The following is a 15,588-nucleotide window of genomic DNA, read 5'->3' as shown; positions in this document are numbered from 1 at the left end:
AATAATAAGAGGCTGTCTGCAGCGAAATTGGAGTGGAGCGCAACGGCAGCAACAGAAATCTTTAATGAGCTGCAGTTTTGAGATTTGTCGAGAACTTTTGATTGTTTATCGACCAACTTTTTTAGTTTATCAACCAACTTTTGAAAAATATCGACATCTATCTTCATACAACACTAAATTTAACATCAAAAAAACGCGAGAAATCAACGTTGCTAAATTGATTTCTCGCGCTTTTTAGGTTTTGGCCAGTTATGTCACAGCCTCTTTTATATTAAATTATGCGTATAATGGATACTTGTCAGTTAAAGCTTTTACGCGATCTTTCGCTTCAGCTTTGACTGCTTCATCTTCTGGGTTTTTAAGAACTGTTGCAATAATTGCACCAACTTCTTTCATGTCCTCTTCTTTGAAGCCACGAGATGTCACAGCTGGTGTACCAATACGGATACCAGAAGTTACAAATGGAGATTCTGTATCGTAAGGAATTGTATTTTTATTTGTTGTGATCCCTACTTCATCAAGTGCGTGTTCTGCTACTTTACCTGTTAGACCAAGAGATTTCACATTAAGAAGTAACAAGTGGTTATCAGTACCACCAGATACAATTTCAACACCTTCTGCAATTAATACTTCTGCTAAAGCTTTAGCATTAGCTTTAATTTGTTTTGCATATTCTTTGAATTCTGGTTGTAATGTTTCACCGAATGCTACAGCTTTTGCAGCGATCACGTGCATTAATGGTCCACCTTGGATACCTGGGAATACAGATTTATTAAGCTTTTGCTCCCATTCTTTCGAAGCAAGGATTAAACCACCGCGTGGGCCACGTAATGTTTTATGTGTTGTAGATGTCACAAAATCAGCGTATGGTACTGGTGATTGATGTTCACCAGCAGCTACAAGACCCGCGATATGTGCCATATCCACCATGAAGTATGCTCCTACTTCATCAGCGATTTCACGGAATTTAGCGAAATCGATTTCACGTGGGTATGCAGATGCACCTGCAACAATTAGTTTTGGTTTATGCTCTAATGCTTTTTGGCGTACATCTTCATAATCGATTACTTGTGTATCTTTCGTTACGCCATATTCAACGAAATTATAAAGAATACCTGAGAAGTTTACAGGAGATCCATGCGTTAAGTGACCGCCATGAGAAAGATTCATCCCAAGAACTGTATCACCTGGTTCTAAAATTGTGTGGTATACAGCCATGTTTGCTTGTGCGCCAGAGTGTGGTTGAACGTTCGCGTATTCTGCACCAAAGATTTCTTTTACACGATCACGTGCAATATCTTCCACAACATCTACGTGTTCACAACCGCCATAGTAGCGTTTACCTGGATAACCTTCAGCATATTTATTTGTCAAAACAGAACCTTGTGCTTCCATTACTGCTTCAGAAACAAAGTTTTCTGATGCAATTAACTCGATATTTGCTTGTTGACGTTTCTTTTCCGCAAGAATCCCATCTAATACTGCTTTGTCTTGTACTGCTAATTTTTCGTATGCCATGTTCGAAAAAGCCTCCTAAGTATAATCGTCATTTGTATACCACTGATTTCAGAGGTAGTTTTATTTATATACTGCACGTTCTCCGCCAATTAGCTTCGGACGTGTTGTTGCAATCGTTACAACTGCTTCTCCTACCATTCGCACAGAAGTACGAACTGGTACGGCTACTGCCTTTAAATGCATACCAATGAGTGTTTGACCAATGTCAATACCTGCATTTGCTTGCACAGCTTCTACAACAACTGGATTTGTAAATTGCGTAAACGCATAAGCGGACATCGAGCCACCTGCTGTACGCACTGGTACAACGGTTACTGGTTCATAGCCAAATTGTTCTGCAGTTGTTGCTTCCATTGTAATAGCACGATTAATATGCTCACAGCCTTGGAACGCTAGATGCAGCTGATGTTTCTTTGCAAATGCCTGCAACGGCTCAAAAATCGCCTCTCCAATTTCAAGCGCTCCTGCTGTGCCAATTTTCTGACCAATCACTTCAGATGTTGAGCAGCCTACGACAAAAATTGTATTCGGTCGTAGGGTTACCCGCTCTTCAAATTCACTGAGTAACTGAGTCAAATGTGTTCGTATTTGTTGTACAACCAAGATGCTCAGCCCCTTTATTTATATATCTATTTATGTCACGCACTATAAAGCCTTTGTTAAAACTGGCTAGCTTATGACATGAGGTAACAAATATAATTACTTTACTTATTGCTCTAGCTCAGCGATTTTTTCAATGCGGCGTGTATGACGACCACCTTCAAAATCTGTTTCAAGCCACGTTTTAACGATTTCAAGTGCAAGGCCTGGCCCAACAACACGCTCACCCATCGCTAAAACATTTGAATCATTGTGACAACGCGTTGCCTTTGCGCTAAATACATCATGCACTAAAGCACAACGAATCCCCTTAACTTTATTAGCAGCAATAGACATACCAATGCCTGTCCCACAAATTAAAATACCTTTATCAAATTCCCCGCTAGCAACACCTTCAGAAACTGGTTTTGCATAATCAGGATAGTCTACTGAATCCGCAGATTGTGGACCAAAATCTTCGTAGCTAATATTTAGCTCATCTAACAGTTGCATAATCTCACGACGTAAATTATTGCCTCCGTGATCAGAAGAAATTGCTATTCTCACTGGGTTCCCTCATTTCGAAATTATAGTCAACACTAGTGTACCACTTCTATCTCATAAATAACATGATTTTTCTTGCATTTTTATGCTGATTTCCCCTAAAAGACGAACGTTTCTTGTATATTAACATAAAATCATTCACTTTCAAATCCATTTTTCTGTGGATAATGTGAATATCATGTTGATAAATTCGGATTCTAATCTATTGTTGTAATATTCCATCTTCCGAAGTTTTTTTAGCCTTTCAACTACAGTGGACATACTATATCAATATCCGCCGATTTAACGGGGCTATCCATCACTTTGGCTGCTCTATCCACGACTTTGACGTTTCTATCCACGATTTTGGCTGTTCTATCCGTCGCTTCTACCTTTCTATCCGTCGCTCGGACCCTTCTTTCCGTCGCCTCTTTGGCTATCCGTCGTTTCGGCTTTTCTTTCCGTCGCTTCTTTGATTCTATCCGTCGCTTGGACTCTTTTTTCCGTCGCTTCTTTGGCTATCCGTCGTTTCGGCTCTTCTTTCCGTCGCTTCCTTGATTCTTTCCGTCGCTTCTTTGATTCTATCCGTCGCTTGGACTCTTTTTTCCGTCGCTTCTTTGGCTATCCGTCGTTTCGGCTCTTCTTTCCGTCGCTTCCTTGATTCTTTCCGTCGCTTCTTTGATTCTATCCGTCGCTTGGACTCTTCTTTCCATCACTTCTTTGGCTATCCGTCGTTTCGACTCTTCTTTCCGTCGTTTCATTGATTCTATCCGTCGCTCGGACTCTTCTTTCCGTCGCTTCTTTGGCTATCCGTCGTTTTGGCCCTTCTTTCCGTCGCTTCGCCGGCCCTATCCGCCGATTTAACGGAGCTATCCATCACTTTGGCTGCTCTATCCACGACTTTGACGGTTCTATCCACGATTTTGGCTGTTCTATCCACGACTTTGGCTGTTCTATCCACGACTTTGGCTGTTCTATCCACGACTTTGACGGTTCTATCCACGATTTTGGCTGTTCTATCCACGACTTTGACGGTTCTACCCACGACTTTGGCTGTTCTATCCGTCGATTCTACCTTTCTATCCATCGCTCAGCCTCTTCTTTCCGTCGCTTCATTGATTCTATCCGTCGCTCGGACCCTTCTTTCCGTCGCCTCTTTGGCTATCCGTCGTTTCGGCTTTTCTTTCCGTCGCTTCTTTGATTCTATCCGTCGCTTGGACTCTTCTTTCCGTCACTTCTTTGGCTATCCGTCGTTTCGGCTCTTCTTTCCGTCACTTCATTGATTCTATCCGTCGCTTCTTTGATTCTATCCGTCGCTCGGACCCTTCTTTCCGTCACTTCCTTATTTCTATCCATCACCTTGACTCTTCTATCCGTCGCTTGGCTTCTTTCCATCGCCCTAGCTCTTCCATCCGCCGCTCTGCCTCTTCCTCCCATCACTTTACATTTAATATGAAATACAAAAAAACTGCAGCAAACTCGAGATCTTCACTCGAGTTTGCTACAGTTTAAAATTACATCTATGCTTGTCTGTCAAATTGTTGAATCATTTTATGTAGCTCTTCTGATTGTTTCTTTAGGCCTTCTGCTAGTTGCTCTACTTGTTCAATGGCATATGCTTGTTCTTCTGCTGCACTGCGAACCTCTTGTGCACCTGCTGATGTTTCTTGAGCAATGGCTGCAACTTCTTGAGATTGACGGGCAGTAGTTTCAATATTATGCATTTGTTGTTCAATTAGTGAAGAAATTTCTACAATTGCACTTGCCATTTCATGTACACTTGACGACATTCCTTCTACCGCTGTTGTCGTTTCTGATACACGTGCAGCTTCTTTTGTCGCAAATGCCACTTGCTGATTCATTTGTTTGACAACAATTTCAACGTTTTGTTGCATTGATTGAATAAGAGAAGTAATGCCTTGTACTGCTTTCGCACTCTCATCTGCCAAGCCACGAACCTCTTCAGCTACTACGGCAAAGCCTTTTCCATGTTCTCCAGCACGTGCTGCCTCAATCGAAGCATTTAAAGCTAGTAAATTTGTTTGTGCTGCAATATCACCAACTAAGCCAATGATGCGCTCTACCTGTCCAGCATTATCTTCTAATACACGAATGCTTTCTAATGCTTCATTATTGCCAGCAGCAATTTGCTGAATACTATTCACTAACGTTTCGATTGCTTTTGTTGTTGTCGTTAAATTATATAGAATCTCTTTAGATTGCGTTGCTGATGCCTCGGCTCTACTATTTACTTCTGTAGCGAGAGCTCGTACATCTTCGATTGCCTCAGCTGTATCTTGTACTGCTGCAGCTGAAGACTCTGCACCTGTAGAAATCTGCTTTACCGTATAGGCAATACCCTCTGCCTTTGTCGTGGCAACAGCCGCTTCATCAGATAGTTGAATAATCGATTGATTTGTTTGTTGGAAGTTTTGGTCTATACTTTCTACCATTTGTCGTAAATTTAACACCATTTGCTGGAATGCCTCTGCAACAGAACGAATCTCATCACTTGTTTTCGGCATTTCTACATCCTGTCCAATTTTTCCTTCCGCTACACGGGAAGCAGAATTTTCAAGCTGCTGTAAAGGTTTAATTAAGACTACACAGAAAATCGCAGCCAAAATGCCTGACCACGTAATCCCTAACAGATAAGTAACAATTTCAAACAGTTGACGATTACTCTCTGGGAAGAAGGTAGGTTGTATATATTCGATAAATATAAAACTGATACTGTATGTGATTAGTGCAAGAATACTAACAAATAATACTAGTTTAAGTCGTAAGCCAAACTGTTTTTTCATAGAGCTCCTCAATTCTCTTCAAGTTTTTTTACTAATCGTTCTACCAATTCCTTTAATTCTGCAAATGTTACTTCATAAATTTCTTTACTACCACCGTAAGGATCTACAACATTTCCTAAGCTACCTTCACTTGTATACTCTTTTAAAGTAAAAACTTTTTGTGCTACATGTGGATAATTAGCGATGATTGTATCTTTATGGGCTGTCGTCATTGTTAAAATTAAATCAGCCCATTCCATTTCAGTTATTGATAATTGTGTTGCTAAATGCTGATGTGTCATATTTGCTTCATATAATACTTGTTGCGCATGTGCAGACATCTCAGCATTAGGCATAGCATAAATACCTGCTGAACGGACTTCTATATTGCCAATTTGTTTATGTTTCAAAATAACTTCTGCCATCGGACTGCGACAAGTATTCCCAGTACAAACAAATAATATCTTCACACTTATCACCTTCCTTTGTTTTCTCTAGTGCCAAATAGCTAAAAAACCCATAATGATTAAAATAACCCCTGCAATCTTTTGGAATTTATTGCCTAACAAGACCTGACTTCTACGCGCAATGACTAATGACCCATAAGAACAAATAAGAGCACTTACACCTGCACTAATAATAAATAATGTTTTCTCTAAATGTAGCATACCAAAAGAAATACTTACTGAAAAGGTGTCTAGGCTTGCAGTCACGGCTAAAAGTATTGGAGAAATCGTTACTTTTTCATCTTTATGCGAGAATAATAGTAAATGCAAGCCAATACAAAATAATAAAATACTTGAAATCCATTGTCCCCAGTCTAATAAGAAACGAACTAAATAGTTTCCTAATTCGAAACCTAATAAAGGGAAAAGCATATGCAAAGCAGCCGTCCACACTGACAAAAATAATCGATATCTAACATTTGGTATTAACACATATAAACCAATCACATCTACAGACGTTATAATACCTGCAAGAATTCCCTGCAAGAAAGCACTCCTTCGCTCTCTAATATTTTATCATTTTATGCTCGAAAATACAGTATTATCATATGACATTTTCCTTAGTAACGAGGTGATCAATTATGCATCGATATAATTGCATCGTTACGCTTCCACAGCCAGAGCATAAATATAAAAGGATAAGCAGATTTTTATCACCAATACAAAAAAAGTATGCCAGAAGTAACTTCTAGCATACTTTTTTAATTTATTTATAGGGTATACCATTTACCCCCAGCAGCTTTTTCAAGTCGATTCATAATCGCAGCTCCTACTCCTTCAGTCGATGTAGTGGTCGCTAAGATAATTGTTGCCGCTGTTTTATCGCAGGCTCTTAGTGCATGGTACAAAGTCGCACCCATTTCTTCTTTACTACCAGCTTCTCCTACTGAAAAATAAAAATCAGCCTCGCTGTTAACAAAACTAGCTGGTGCAAGTAGTGCTACTTTATGTCCTTGTTTTTGTAATTGATGGACAGCATCATGAACTTCCCCTAAATCACTTTCAATTAATAGGACAGGAGCGTTTGGCGCATAGTGTGTATATTTCATGCCAGGGGCTTTTGGGGTAGCCTCTAATTTCTGCTCTGTTTTTGACGGCTGAATAACTGGCCCAATCTTATCCTCTAACATTTCCTTTGTAATTCCACCTGGACGCAAAATAACTGGAGGTTCGTGTGTAACATCTAATACTGTTGATTCGAGCCCAATTCCTGTAGAACCTCCATCTAAAATATAAGGTATGTACCCTGCCAAATCATCCTGAACATGTACTGCTTCTGTAGGACTTGGCTTCCCACTACGATTCGCACTCGGCGCAGCAAGTGGCTTTTTTAATTGTCGAAGTAATGCGAGTGCAACTGGATGATCTGGCATGCGAATGCCGACAGTCGTTAGTCCAGCTGTCACACTATTTGCCAACACATTTGGTTTTACAGGCATAACAAGTGTCAGTGGACCTGGCCAAAATAAATCCATACATTTTTTGGCTACTTCTGAAATATGCTCTATATAGAGCTCAACTTCCTCTTTCGTGCCAATGTGAACAATTAGTGGATTGTCTGAAGGACGACCTTTTGCTTCGAATATCTTTTTGACCGCTGTGTCATCTGTTGCAACAGCACCTAAGCCATAAACCGTTTCTGTTGGAAATGCCACAACCTCACCTGCATTTAAGATATCCACAGCCTGTGCATAATTTGTCTGACTATTCACATTACTATCCACAATCTTGCAAACGGTTTTCATGATTAAAACCTTCCTTTAACTATTCGTTTTTACTGAATTATCCACAAAATGTTTATAACTTATTAAAAATTGTGTATAAGTTATCTGAATTTGTGCACAATTCATTCAAAAAAACCTTTAATCCATTCCCAAATAAAGAATGTAACTTGTTCTTCCTCTTCTTCTTTTTGTTCTTCTTTATCAGGCTCACAAACTGATGGGAATACGCTACACCACCAGTTATCACCACGTGCATCACCGATTTTCACGACAATAGATTGATACATATTTTGTGGATAAAGCACAGCGTTCTGTCTCTTTGGTGGAAATAAGTTATCCCCAATTACAACCTGTGTATCAAGTTGTGGATAATTTTCTTTTATTTCTGCTTCAATTTCTTGTTTTAACGAAAGTATTTGCTCGTTATCCACAGTTCCTGCTCCAGCACTAGCTACTACTTGTTTAAAATACGGCTTTAAATCTTTGACAAGCTGCTCCTTTTCATGCTGATCCTGTGTCGTATTACTATTGGCAATAACGCGTATACGAAAATCATTTTCTTGCTCATACTTCGTAGTTTCTTTCGCAAAACCTACTAATGATGGAATATATAAAATACATAATTGTAAAGCAATCGCAATGAAAACTAGTTTTACAAAAGCTAGAAAAATATTTTGTTTAGGTAATCTAATAATCTTGTATTCGTTTAACATAAAAATCCCTCCTTGCTCAACATTGTTGGCAAGAAGTAGATACTTTATACATGAATTTCACAAAAAATCATTCGCGGCTTACCATTAATATCTTTTTCTATCGAAACAATAGCCTGTGGAAAACTATCTTTAAAGAATTTAGCCACCTGCTCCCCTTGTGTATAACCGATTTCAAGGCCGATGAGGGCCGGTTTATTCACAAGTGCTGGTAGTTGCTCAGCCAATTTTCTATATAAAATAAGTCCGTCTTCTTCTGCAAAAAGAGCACTATGTGGTTCATGCTCTAGCACAGTTCTTGACATTTCTTTCGCTTCATCAAAAGCAATATACGGCGGATTAGATAACACAATATCGAATTTTTCACCTGCTAAAGGAGCCGTTAAATCGCCTAATCGGAAATCAATATCTGCCGCTAATCTTTGGGCATTGTTTTGCGCTGTAGTTAAAGCAGTTTCGGATAAATCAGTGGCTACGACTGTTAGCTCTGGACATTCTAGCTTCATAGAAATAGCAATTGCACCACTACCAGTTCCGATATCTGCAAGCTTCAATGCTCTATGATTAAACATTTTGTTCATGCGATTGATTGTTCCAAGCACTAATTCCTCTGTCTCAGGTCTAGGAATAAGTACTGACTCATCGACAATAAATGAACGACCGTAAAATTCTTCACTACCGACACAATACTGTACAGGTCGTCCACTCGCATGCTCTTCGATTAGTTTTTTAAATTGATCTTTTTGTTCATTTGTTAATACGTCCTGTAAGTGTAACATCACTTCTGAATAGCTAGTGCCCAGTACATGTTGCATGACAATACGCGCTGCTGTTTCCTCACAACCATGATCCACTAAAAAAGAAGAAGCCCATTGAAGGGCCTCCATTACATTATTATAAGTCATCATTTAATCGCTCTAACTTTGATGCTTGCTCTTCTAAAATAAGTGCATCAATGATTTCGCCTAGTCTACCTTCGACGATTTGATCTAACTTTTGAATCGTTAAACCAATGCGATGATCTGTTACACGGTTTTGTGGATAATTGTATGTGCGAATACGCTCAGAGCGATCGCCTGAACCTACAGCTGATTTACGTGTGGCATCGATTTCCTTTTGTGCTTCTTGCAAATACATATCTGCAACACGAGCACGTAGAATTTTCATCGCCTTTTCACGGTTTTTAATTTGTGAACGTTCATCTTGCATCGATACAACAACACCTGTCGGTAAGTGGGTCATACGTACAGCTGACATCGTTGTATTTACCGATTGACCACCGGCACCAGAAGATGCAAATGTATCAACACGGATATCTTTCTCATGGATTTCAACATCTACTTCTTCCACTTCAGGTAAGCAGGCTACTGTCGCTGTCGATGTATGGATACGGCCTTGAGACTCTGTTGCAGGTACACGTTGCACACGGTGTGCACCATTTTCAAACTTGAATTTAGAATACGCACCTTGACCATTAATCATGAAAATAACTTCTTTATAGCCGCCCATTGGGTTTGGCGTTGCTTCCATTATGTCAATTTTCCAACCTTGTGTCTCTGCATAACGAGAGTACATACGGAACAAATCTCCCGCAAAAATATTCGCCTCGTCGCCACCAGCTGCACCACGGATCTCCATAATAACGTTTTTATTATCATTAGGATCTTTTGGAATTAATAGAATACGTAAACGTTCTTCTAACTCTTCTTGCTGATCTTTAAGTAGGTTAAATTCTTCTTTCACCATCTCGTGCATATCAGGATCTTTTTCACTATCTAGCATCTCACGTGTTTCAACTAATTGCTCTTTTACACTTTTATATTCACGGTAAGAATCTACAGTTTCCTGGATATCTGATTGTTCCTTGGAATATTCACGTAATTTTTTATTGTCATTCACAATATCAGGATCACTTAAAAGCTCTGTTAGCCTTTCGTAACGATCCTCCACTGCTTGTAATCGATCAAACATGGGTTTCACCTCTATTTAGTTTTTTATAAGTTTCCTCTTTTATAACTGTCGCATTTCTGAAAAAGAAAAATCTAAATCAGACTTACACTAAAGTATGAACATTCTTTATTTCCATTACTTAGTATAAGAAAATTTCCACATGTATGCTACTTTTTCTTAGCGTTATAGCGGCGGATGCGCGTGACATTTTCGGCAAACTGGATAGTAGGAATCATTCCCTCCAATTTGAATTTGATCACCGGTATAAACAGGCTTTCCACTTTCATCAACACGCAAATTCATTGTTGCTTTTTTATGACAGAACCAGCAAATTGTTTTCATTTCCTCAATTTTATCTGCATATGTAAGCATGTACTGACTACCTTCAAATAGCTCATTTTGGAAATCATTTTTTAGACCGAAGCCCATGACTGGAATATCTAACTTATCTACAATGTTTGCTAATTGCAAAACATGAGCTTTTTTTAAAAATTGTACTTCATCAACTAGTACACAATATGGTTTTTCGGTATTGTTTTTTACTAGCTCAAAAATATTTGTATCATCATTAACAGGAATGGCTTGTTGACGTAAGCCTACTCGACTTGAAATAAAGCCTACCTCATCTCGTGTATCTAATCCTGATGTAAACATCATTACAGGTTTTTGTTGTTCTTCATAGTTATGCGCAACTTTTAAAATTTCTATAGATTTACCACTATTCATTGCGCCGTGCTTAAAATATAGCTGTGCCATGTGTCTTCTCCCTTTCTTTTTGTCAATCTGGATTTTGAAAAGACTTGCATCAACGGGATTCTTACTATTTTGATATACTGAAAAAAATACCTGCCAAGCACATGCTTGGCAGGTATTAAACTAACATTAGTTTTTAAGACCGTATTTTTTGTTGAAACGATCCACGCGACCATCAGTAGACGCGAATTTTTGACGGCCAGTATAGAATGGGTGACATTCGTTGCAGAACTCGACAACGATGTTTTCTTTTACTGAACCAGTTTGGAAAGTGTTACCACAAGAGCAAGTTACTGTTGCTACTTTGTAGTCTGGATGAATTCCTTGTTTCATATTCGTTTTCTCCTCTCGCCCTGAACCATCTGGAACAGAGTAATATCGAACTGCACCTTACATAGCTCGAATATGTCAGCTACATATGTACACGTTGCATACTTTGCAATAGTACCATATAAAATATACGTTTGACAATAGTTTTGAATATATTTAGTTTTAGACTCTGCACTGTAACAGGGGTTGATTTCTGTTCCGACTGAAGGCGTCCGATGAGCCACTTCACTTACGCTTCAGGGTCATCTGTGAAGCTAATCTCTAAGGAGTCGCCTAGCCTTAATAGGGAGATGAGCCAATAGTAAATATTCTCAAACAGAAAATAGATAAAAATCACCATCAACTATTGCTAGTCAATGGTGATTCATGTTTATAGTAGGCCCTTACCTTTAGTAGCCTTTTTCATATCTTCATTTAACTTTTCAAAGAATTCTTCATTTGATTTTGTTGTACGTAATTTTTTCATGAAGCGCTCCGCGAAATCTGGTGCGTCTGAGAATGTTTTACGAATCGCCCACAGCTTTTCAAGTTGCTCAGGCTCAAGCAGAAGCTCTTCCTTACGTGTACCTGAACGACGGATATCAAGCGCAGGGAAAATACGGCGCTCTGCCAATTGGCGATCAAGATGAAGCTCTAAATTACCTGTTCCTTTAAATTCTTCATAAATGACCTCATCCATACGAGACCCTGTATCCACTAAAGCTGTTGCTAAAATTGTTAAGCTACCGCCTTCTTCAATATTACGTGCAGAACCGAAGAATCGTTTTGGTCTATGGAACGCAGCAGGATCAATACCACCTGAAAGCGTACGACCGCTCGGAGGAATAACTAAGTTATAAGCGCGCGCTAAACGTGTAATAGAGTCCATTAAAATAATAACGTCACGTTTATGCTCAACTAAGCGGCGTGCACGTTCTAACACAATTTCTGCAACTTTCACATGATTTTCTGGAACCTCATCGAAAGTCGAACTCACTACATCTGCATTCACAGAACGTTCAATATCAGTTACTTCCTCAGGGCGTTCGTCAATAAGTAATACAATTAACTCTGCGTCAGGATAATTTGTTGTAATGGCATTCGCTATTTCTTTTAATAACGATGTTTTCCCTGCTTTTGGTGGTGCAACGATTAATCCACGTTGACCAAAGCCTACAGGTGCCACTAAATCCATAATACGTGTCGATAAATTGCGCTGTGTTGTTTCAAGTTTAATTTGTCGATCAGGATATAAAGGCGTTAATGCAGGAAAATGCACACGTTCCTTTGCCACTTCTGGGTCTTCGCCGTTAACAGCATCCACTTGTAGTAGTCCATAATAGCGTTCGTTTTCTTTAGGTGGACGCACCTTACCAGACACCTTGTCCCCATTTCGTAGATCAAAACGACGAATCTGAGAAGCAGAAATATAAATATCTTCTTTACTTGGAGAGTAGTTAATTGGTCGAAGGAAGCCAAAGCCCTCTTGCGAAACAATTTCTAGTACGCCTTCCATAAAGAAATAGCCCTCTTGCTCTGAACGCGTTTTCAAAATAGCAAATATTAATTCTTTTTTCGTTAGCTTGCTATAATATGAAATTTTATATTGGCGTGCAAGGGCGTAAAGCTCTTTTAACGTCATGTTTTCTAATTGAGCGATTGTCAATGCAGACATATGCACAACTCCAGTCTTTTTCAAAATATAATGCAATTTTTGGGGTTATCATAGAAGTTTTTAAAACTATGGGATGGTTTAATTTTTTAGAAGAAGGTACCTAGCGCAAAAAGATGCACTAGGTATATTTTAGAAGAAAAATTTATTAATAGCTAGGTTTTTTATCAAGAGCGTGACGACCTTCTACAAAACGCACAGTTCCAGATTTAGCTCGCATAACAACGGAATGTGTTAATGCGTAGGCTCCTTTATACTGAACACCTTTTAATAGCTCGCAATCTGTTACAGCTGTCGCTGCAAAAATAGCATCGTCACCTTTAACTAGGTCATCTAAATGAAGAACTTTATCTACGTCTACGCCCATTTTTTTGCAGCGCTCTAACTGTTCCTCATCTTCTGGTACTAGTTTCGCTTGGAAGTCTCCACCTAAACATTTTAATGCAACAGCTGAAATAACACCTTCTGGAGCACCGCCTGTACCAAACATAATATCAATGCCGGTTTCATCAAAAGCAGTATTGATAGCTGCCCCAACGTCGCCATCTTGAATAAATTTAATACGCGCGCCAGCTTCTCGGATTTCATCAACAATCGCTTGGTGACGTGGTCGATCTAAAAGAGTAGCTACTACATCTGAAATATCTTTATTTTTAGCTTTTGCTACCTGTAATAAATTATACGTAACAGAAGCATTAATATCGACCTTTCCTGCCGCTTCAGGTCCTACTGCAATTTTCTCCATGTACATATCTGGTGCATTTAACAGATTACCCTTATCTGCAATGGCAAGAACTGTCATTGCACCATTTGTACCCTTCGCTACAATATTTGTACCTTCTAATGGGTCAACTGCGATATCTACTTTAGGACCTCCATTACGCAAGCCAAGCTCTTCACCAATATAAAGCATTGGTGCTTCATCCATTTCGCCTTCACCAATCACTACTGTAGCATGCATTGGAATTGTATCGAACATTACGCGCATCGCTGTCGTTGCTGCATCATCTGCCTCAATTTTCAAACCGCGACCCATCCATTTCCCGGATGCGATTGCTGCTGCCTCTGTTACTCGGACTACTTCCATCGATAAACTACGTTCCATTGTTCTATTTGCCTCCCGTTATCGGCATACTTCTTCACCGAAACATTCAAATTACCTCTATTGTAACATAGTTAGTTCAAAACTTTTAGCTCTCATTATTCCTTCGCCTCTGCTACGCGTGCCATTATTGTTTCACGTCGAATATTAGCGCCTAAATCACGTAATTTCTCAATAAGTGAGCTATAGCCGCGCTCAATATGATAGATATCATGAATTTCTGTTTCGCCTTCAGCTAAAAGGCCTGCTAATACTAATGCGGCACCAGCACGAAGATCAGTAGCTGTTACAGTTGAGCCCTGTAATTTACTAGGACCTGTAATAATAGCTGTATTTCCTTCAACACGTGCATTGGCATTCATACGACGAAGTTCATCAATATGCTTAAAGCGAGCTGTATAGATTGTATCTGTTACCTTTGAGGAACCAAATGTCTGAGACATTAATACAGCAAGTGGCTGCTGAATATCCGTTGGGAACCCCGGATACACTAATGTTTTAACATCAACTGCATGCAATGTGGAGAGATCCGTTTTTGGCACAAAAATACTTTCTTCACCGATATCAATCTTCACACCCATTTCACGAAGCTTCGCAGTAATCGCCTCTAAATGCAGTGGAATAACATTATCGATCGTAACGCCTTCACCTAAAGCAGCAGCCATAATCATAAACGTGGCAGCTTCAATGCGATCCGGAATAATCGTATGCTCCGTACCATGAAGCTCCTCAACACCTTCAATTCGAATAACACTCGTACCTGCGCCTTTAATATTAGCACCCATGTTAGTGAGAAGAGTTGCCACATCAATAATTTCTGGTTCTTTCGCTGCATTTTCAATAACTGTACGTCCCTTTGCAAGGACAGCAGCTAGCATAATATTAATTGTTGCTCCAACACTGGCAACGTCTAAATATATTTTTGCACCAATTAATTCATCAGCGCGTAAATAAATTGCTCCATGCTCATTAGTGATTTTTGCACCTAATGCCTCAAAGCCTTTTATATGTTGATCAATAGGACGCGGACCTAAGAAGCAGCCTCCAGGCAAACCGATCACAGCTTTTTTAAAGCGACCTAGCATAGCGCCCATTAAGTAATAGGAGGCACGAAGCTTTTTCACGTTGCCGTTTGGTAATGGCAACGCAATCATGTCCGTTGGATCAATTGTCATTGTGCCATCCTCAAATGAAACTTCCCCACCAATTTCCTCTAATAAAGCCTTTAATGTCCACGCATCAGAAATTTCTGGTAAACCTCCAATTGTCACTGGAGAGTTCGCCAAAATTGATGCCGGAATTAAGGCGACCGCACTATTTTTTGCACCACTAACTTTAATTGTACCCTGCAGACGATTTTCGCCTGTAATTTTATAAACATCCATTTTGCGTTCTCCCTCATGATTGGAAAGTAATATTTTTTTGCGAATGGCTCACTA

Annotated in this window: 20 protein-coding genes; 5 read left to right on the top strand and 15 right to left on the bottom strand. The window is 39.4% G+C overall.

The annotated features are described in order from the left end of the window. Positions 1-64: 64 nt before the first annotated feature. Positions 65-238 carry a hypothetical protein gene (locus tag QRN68_RS10580; RefSeq protein ID WP_285396847.1) on the top strand — a complete coding sequence of 58 codons (174 nt, stop codon included), beginning with the start codon at positions 65-67 and terminating at the stop codon, positions 236-238. Positions 239-276: 38 nt separating this feature from the next. On the opposite strand, the gene glyA is transcribed toward QRN68_RS10580, so the two are convergent. From glyA to rpiB, 3 genes are all read right to left on the bottom strand, one after another. After that, on the bottom strand, positions 277-1,518 hold the full coding sequence (gene glyA / locus QRN68_RS10575) for a serine hydroxymethyltransferase (protein ID WP_285396846.1): 1,242 nt from the start codon (positions 1,516-1,518) through the stop codon (positions 277-279). A 60-nt stretch (positions 1,519-1,578) separates the two neighbouring features. Beyond that, positions 1,579-2,121 (bottom strand): TIGR01440 family protein, encoded by a 543-nt coding sequence (locus tag QRN68_RS10570; RefSeq protein ID WP_285396845.1) that lies wholly within the window; start codon positions 2,119-2,121, stop codon positions 1,579-1,581. Between the two features lie 105 nt (positions 2,122-2,226). Next, positions 2,227-2,664: a ribose 5-phosphate isomerase B gene (gene rpiB / locus QRN68_RS10565; protein WP_285396844.1), complete on the bottom strand. Its 438-nt coding sequence runs from the start codon at positions 2,662-2,664 to the stop codon at positions 2,227-2,229. A gap of 300 nt (positions 2,665-2,964) precedes the next feature. Here rpiB and QRN68_RS10560 point away from each other — a divergent pair, with 300 nt between their 5' ends. Genes QRN68_RS10560 through QRN68_RS10545 form a run of 4 tightly spaced genes read left to right on the top strand, consistent with a single transcriptional unit; the run spans position 2,965 to position 4,152 of the window. Beyond that, a complete protein-coding gene (locus tag QRN68_RS10560; protein WP_285396843.1) occupies positions 2,965-3,198 on the top strand; it encodes a hypothetical protein in 234 nt (77 codons plus the stop codon). Continuing rightward, positions 3,195-3,404, top strand: coding sequence for a hypothetical protein (locus QRN68_RS10555; RefSeq protein WP_285396842.1), 210 nt, complete (start codon positions 3,195-3,197; stop codon positions 3,402-3,404). Before QRN68_RS10560 ends, QRN68_RS10555 begins: the two co-directional genes overlap by 4 nt. Next, positions 3,401-3,841 (top strand): hypothetical protein, encoded by a 441-nt coding sequence (locus tag QRN68_RS10550; protein WP_285396841.1) that lies wholly within the window; start codon positions 3,401-3,403, stop codon positions 3,839-3,841. The genes QRN68_RS10555 and QRN68_RS10550 overlap by 4 nt, the downstream gene beginning before the upstream one ends. Further along, positions 3,838-4,152 carry a hypothetical protein gene (locus tag QRN68_RS10545; RefSeq protein ID WP_285396840.1) on the top strand — a complete coding sequence of 105 codons (315 nt, stop codon included), beginning with the start codon at positions 3,838-3,840 and terminating at the stop codon, positions 4,150-4,152. The genes QRN68_RS10550 and QRN68_RS10545 overlap by 4 nt, the downstream gene beginning before the upstream one ends. A gap of 8 nt (positions 4,153-4,160) precedes the next feature. Here the strand turns inward: QRN68_RS10545 and QRN68_RS10540 are convergent, their stop codons facing one another. The 12 genes from QRN68_RS10540 to QRN68_RS10485 all read right to left on the bottom strand — a co-directional run bounded on the left by QRN68_RS10540 (position 4,161) and on the right by QRN68_RS10485 (position 15,534). Next, positions 4,161-5,444, bottom strand: a complete 1,284-nt coding sequence (locus QRN68_RS10540) for a methyl-accepting chemotaxis protein (protein WP_285396839.1) — start codon at positions 5,442-5,444, stop codon at positions 4,161-4,163. Between the two features lie 8 nt (positions 5,445-5,452). Then, positions 5,453-5,893: a low molecular weight protein arginine phosphatase gene (locus tag QRN68_RS10535; protein ID WP_285396838.1), complete on the bottom strand. Its 441-nt coding sequence runs from the start codon at positions 5,891-5,893 to the stop codon at positions 5,453-5,455. A 24-nt stretch (positions 5,894-5,917) separates the two neighbouring features. After that, a complete protein-coding gene (locus tag QRN68_RS10530) occupies positions 5,918-6,415 on the bottom strand; it encodes a manganese efflux pump MntP (protein WP_285396837.1) in 498 nt (165 codons plus the stop codon). A 224-nt stretch (positions 6,416-6,639) separates the two neighbouring features. Further along, on the bottom strand, positions 6,640-7,674 hold the full coding sequence (locus tag QRN68_RS10525) for an L-threonylcarbamoyladenylate synthase (protein ID WP_285396836.1): 1,035 nt from the start codon (positions 7,672-7,674) through the stop codon (positions 6,640-6,642). 101 nt (positions 7,675-7,775) lie between these two features. Then, entirely contained in the window at positions 7,776-8,366 is a 591-nt protein-coding gene (locus QRN68_RS10520) for a stage II sporulation protein R (protein WP_285396835.1), read from the bottom strand. A gap of 44 nt (positions 8,367-8,410) precedes the next feature. Next, complete coding sequence (prmC, locus tag QRN68_RS10515; protein WP_285396834.1) at positions 8,411-9,271, bottom strand: peptide chain release factor N(5)-glutamine methyltransferase; 861 nt, start codon at positions 9,269-9,271, stop codon at positions 8,411-8,413. Next, the gene (gene prfA, locus QRN68_RS10510) at positions 9,258-10,334 is read right to left on the bottom strand and encodes a peptide chain release factor 1 (protein WP_285396833.1); all 1,077 of its coding nucleotides are present in this window, start codon (positions 10,332-10,334) and stop codon (positions 9,258-9,260) included. The genes prmC and prfA overlap by 14 nt, the downstream gene beginning before the upstream one ends. A gap of 162 nt (positions 10,335-10,496) precedes the next feature. Next, a complete protein-coding gene (locus QRN68_RS10505) occupies positions 10,497-11,069 on the bottom strand; it encodes a thymidine kinase (RefSeq protein ID WP_285396832.1) in 573 nt (190 codons plus the stop codon). Between the two features lie 126 nt (positions 11,070-11,195). Further along, entirely contained in the window at positions 11,196-11,399 is a 204-nt protein-coding gene (gene rpmE, locus QRN68_RS10500) for a 50S ribosomal protein L31 (RefSeq protein WP_285396831.1), read from the bottom strand. 367 nt (positions 11,400-11,766) lie between these two features. Next, on the bottom strand, positions 11,767-13,050 hold the full coding sequence (gene rho, locus QRN68_RS10495; protein ID WP_053484460.1) for a transcription termination factor Rho: 1,284 nt from the start codon (positions 13,048-13,050) through the stop codon (positions 11,767-11,769). Between the two features lie 145 nt (positions 13,051-13,195). After that, positions 13,196-14,152, bottom strand: coding sequence for a class II fructose-bisphosphatase (gene glpX, locus QRN68_RS10490; RefSeq protein ID WP_285396830.1), 957 nt, complete (start codon positions 14,150-14,152; stop codon positions 13,196-13,198). 95 nt (positions 14,153-14,247) lie between these two features. Then, positions 14,248-15,534 (bottom strand): UDP-N-acetylglucosamine 1-carboxyvinyltransferase, encoded by a 1,287-nt coding sequence (locus QRN68_RS10485; RefSeq protein WP_285396829.1) that lies wholly within the window; start codon positions 15,532-15,534, stop codon positions 14,248-14,250. Positions 15,535-15,588: the final 54 nt, after the last annotated feature.

The organism is Lysinibacillus sp. fls2-241-R2A-57 (assembly GCF_030209535.1).
Classification (GTDB): domain Bacteria; phylum Bacillota; class Bacilli; order Bacillales_A; family Planococcaceae; genus Lysinibacillus.
Note: the sequence above shows the minus strand (reverse complement) of the source record. Positions and strands in the feature narration are given on the sequence as shown.

Coding starts and splice junctions, on each gene's coding strand:
- QRN68_RS10580 (WP_285396847.1), top strand. CDS start 65: ATGAGCTGCAGTTTTGAGATTTGTCGAGAACTTTTGATTGTTTATCGA.
- glyA (WP_285396846.1), bottom strand. CDS start 1,518: ATGGCATACGAAAAATTAGCAGTACAAGACAAAGCAGTATTAGATGGG.
- QRN68_RS10540 (WP_285396839.1), bottom strand. CDS start 5,444: ATGAAAAAACAGTTTGGCTTACGACTTAAACTAGTATTATTTGTTAGT.
- QRN68_RS10525 (WP_285396836.1), bottom strand. CDS start 7,674: ATGAAAACCGTTTGCAAGATTGTGGATAGTAATGTGAATAGTCAGACA.
- QRN68_RS10520 (WP_285396835.1), bottom strand. CDS start 8,366: ATGTTAAACGAATACAAGATTATTAGATTACCTAAACAAAATATTTTT.
- prmC (WP_285396834.1), bottom strand. CDS start 9,271: ATGATGACTTATAATAATGTAATGGAGGCCCTTCAATGGGCTTCTTCT.
- prfA (WP_285396833.1), bottom strand. CDS start 10,334: ATGTTTGATCGATTACAAGCAGTGGAGGATCGTTACGAAAGGCTAACA.
- QRN68_RS10505 (WP_285396832.1), bottom strand. CDS start 11,069: ATGGCACAGCTATATTTTAAGCACGGCGCAATGAATAGTGGTAAATCT.
- rpmE (WP_285396831.1), bottom strand. CDS start 11,399: ATGAAACAAGGAATTCATCCAGACTACAAAGTAGCAACAGTAACTTGC.
- rho (WP_053484460.1), bottom strand. CDS start 13,050: ATGTCTGCATTGACAATCGCTCAATTAGAAAACATGACGTTAAAAGAG.
- glpX (WP_285396830.1), bottom strand. CDS start 14,152: ATGGAACGTAGTTTATCGATGGAAGTAGTCCGAGTAACAGAGGCAGCA.
- QRN68_RS10485 (WP_285396829.1), bottom strand. CDS start 15,534: ATGGATGTTTATAAAATTACAGGCGAAAATCGTCTGCAGGGTACAATT.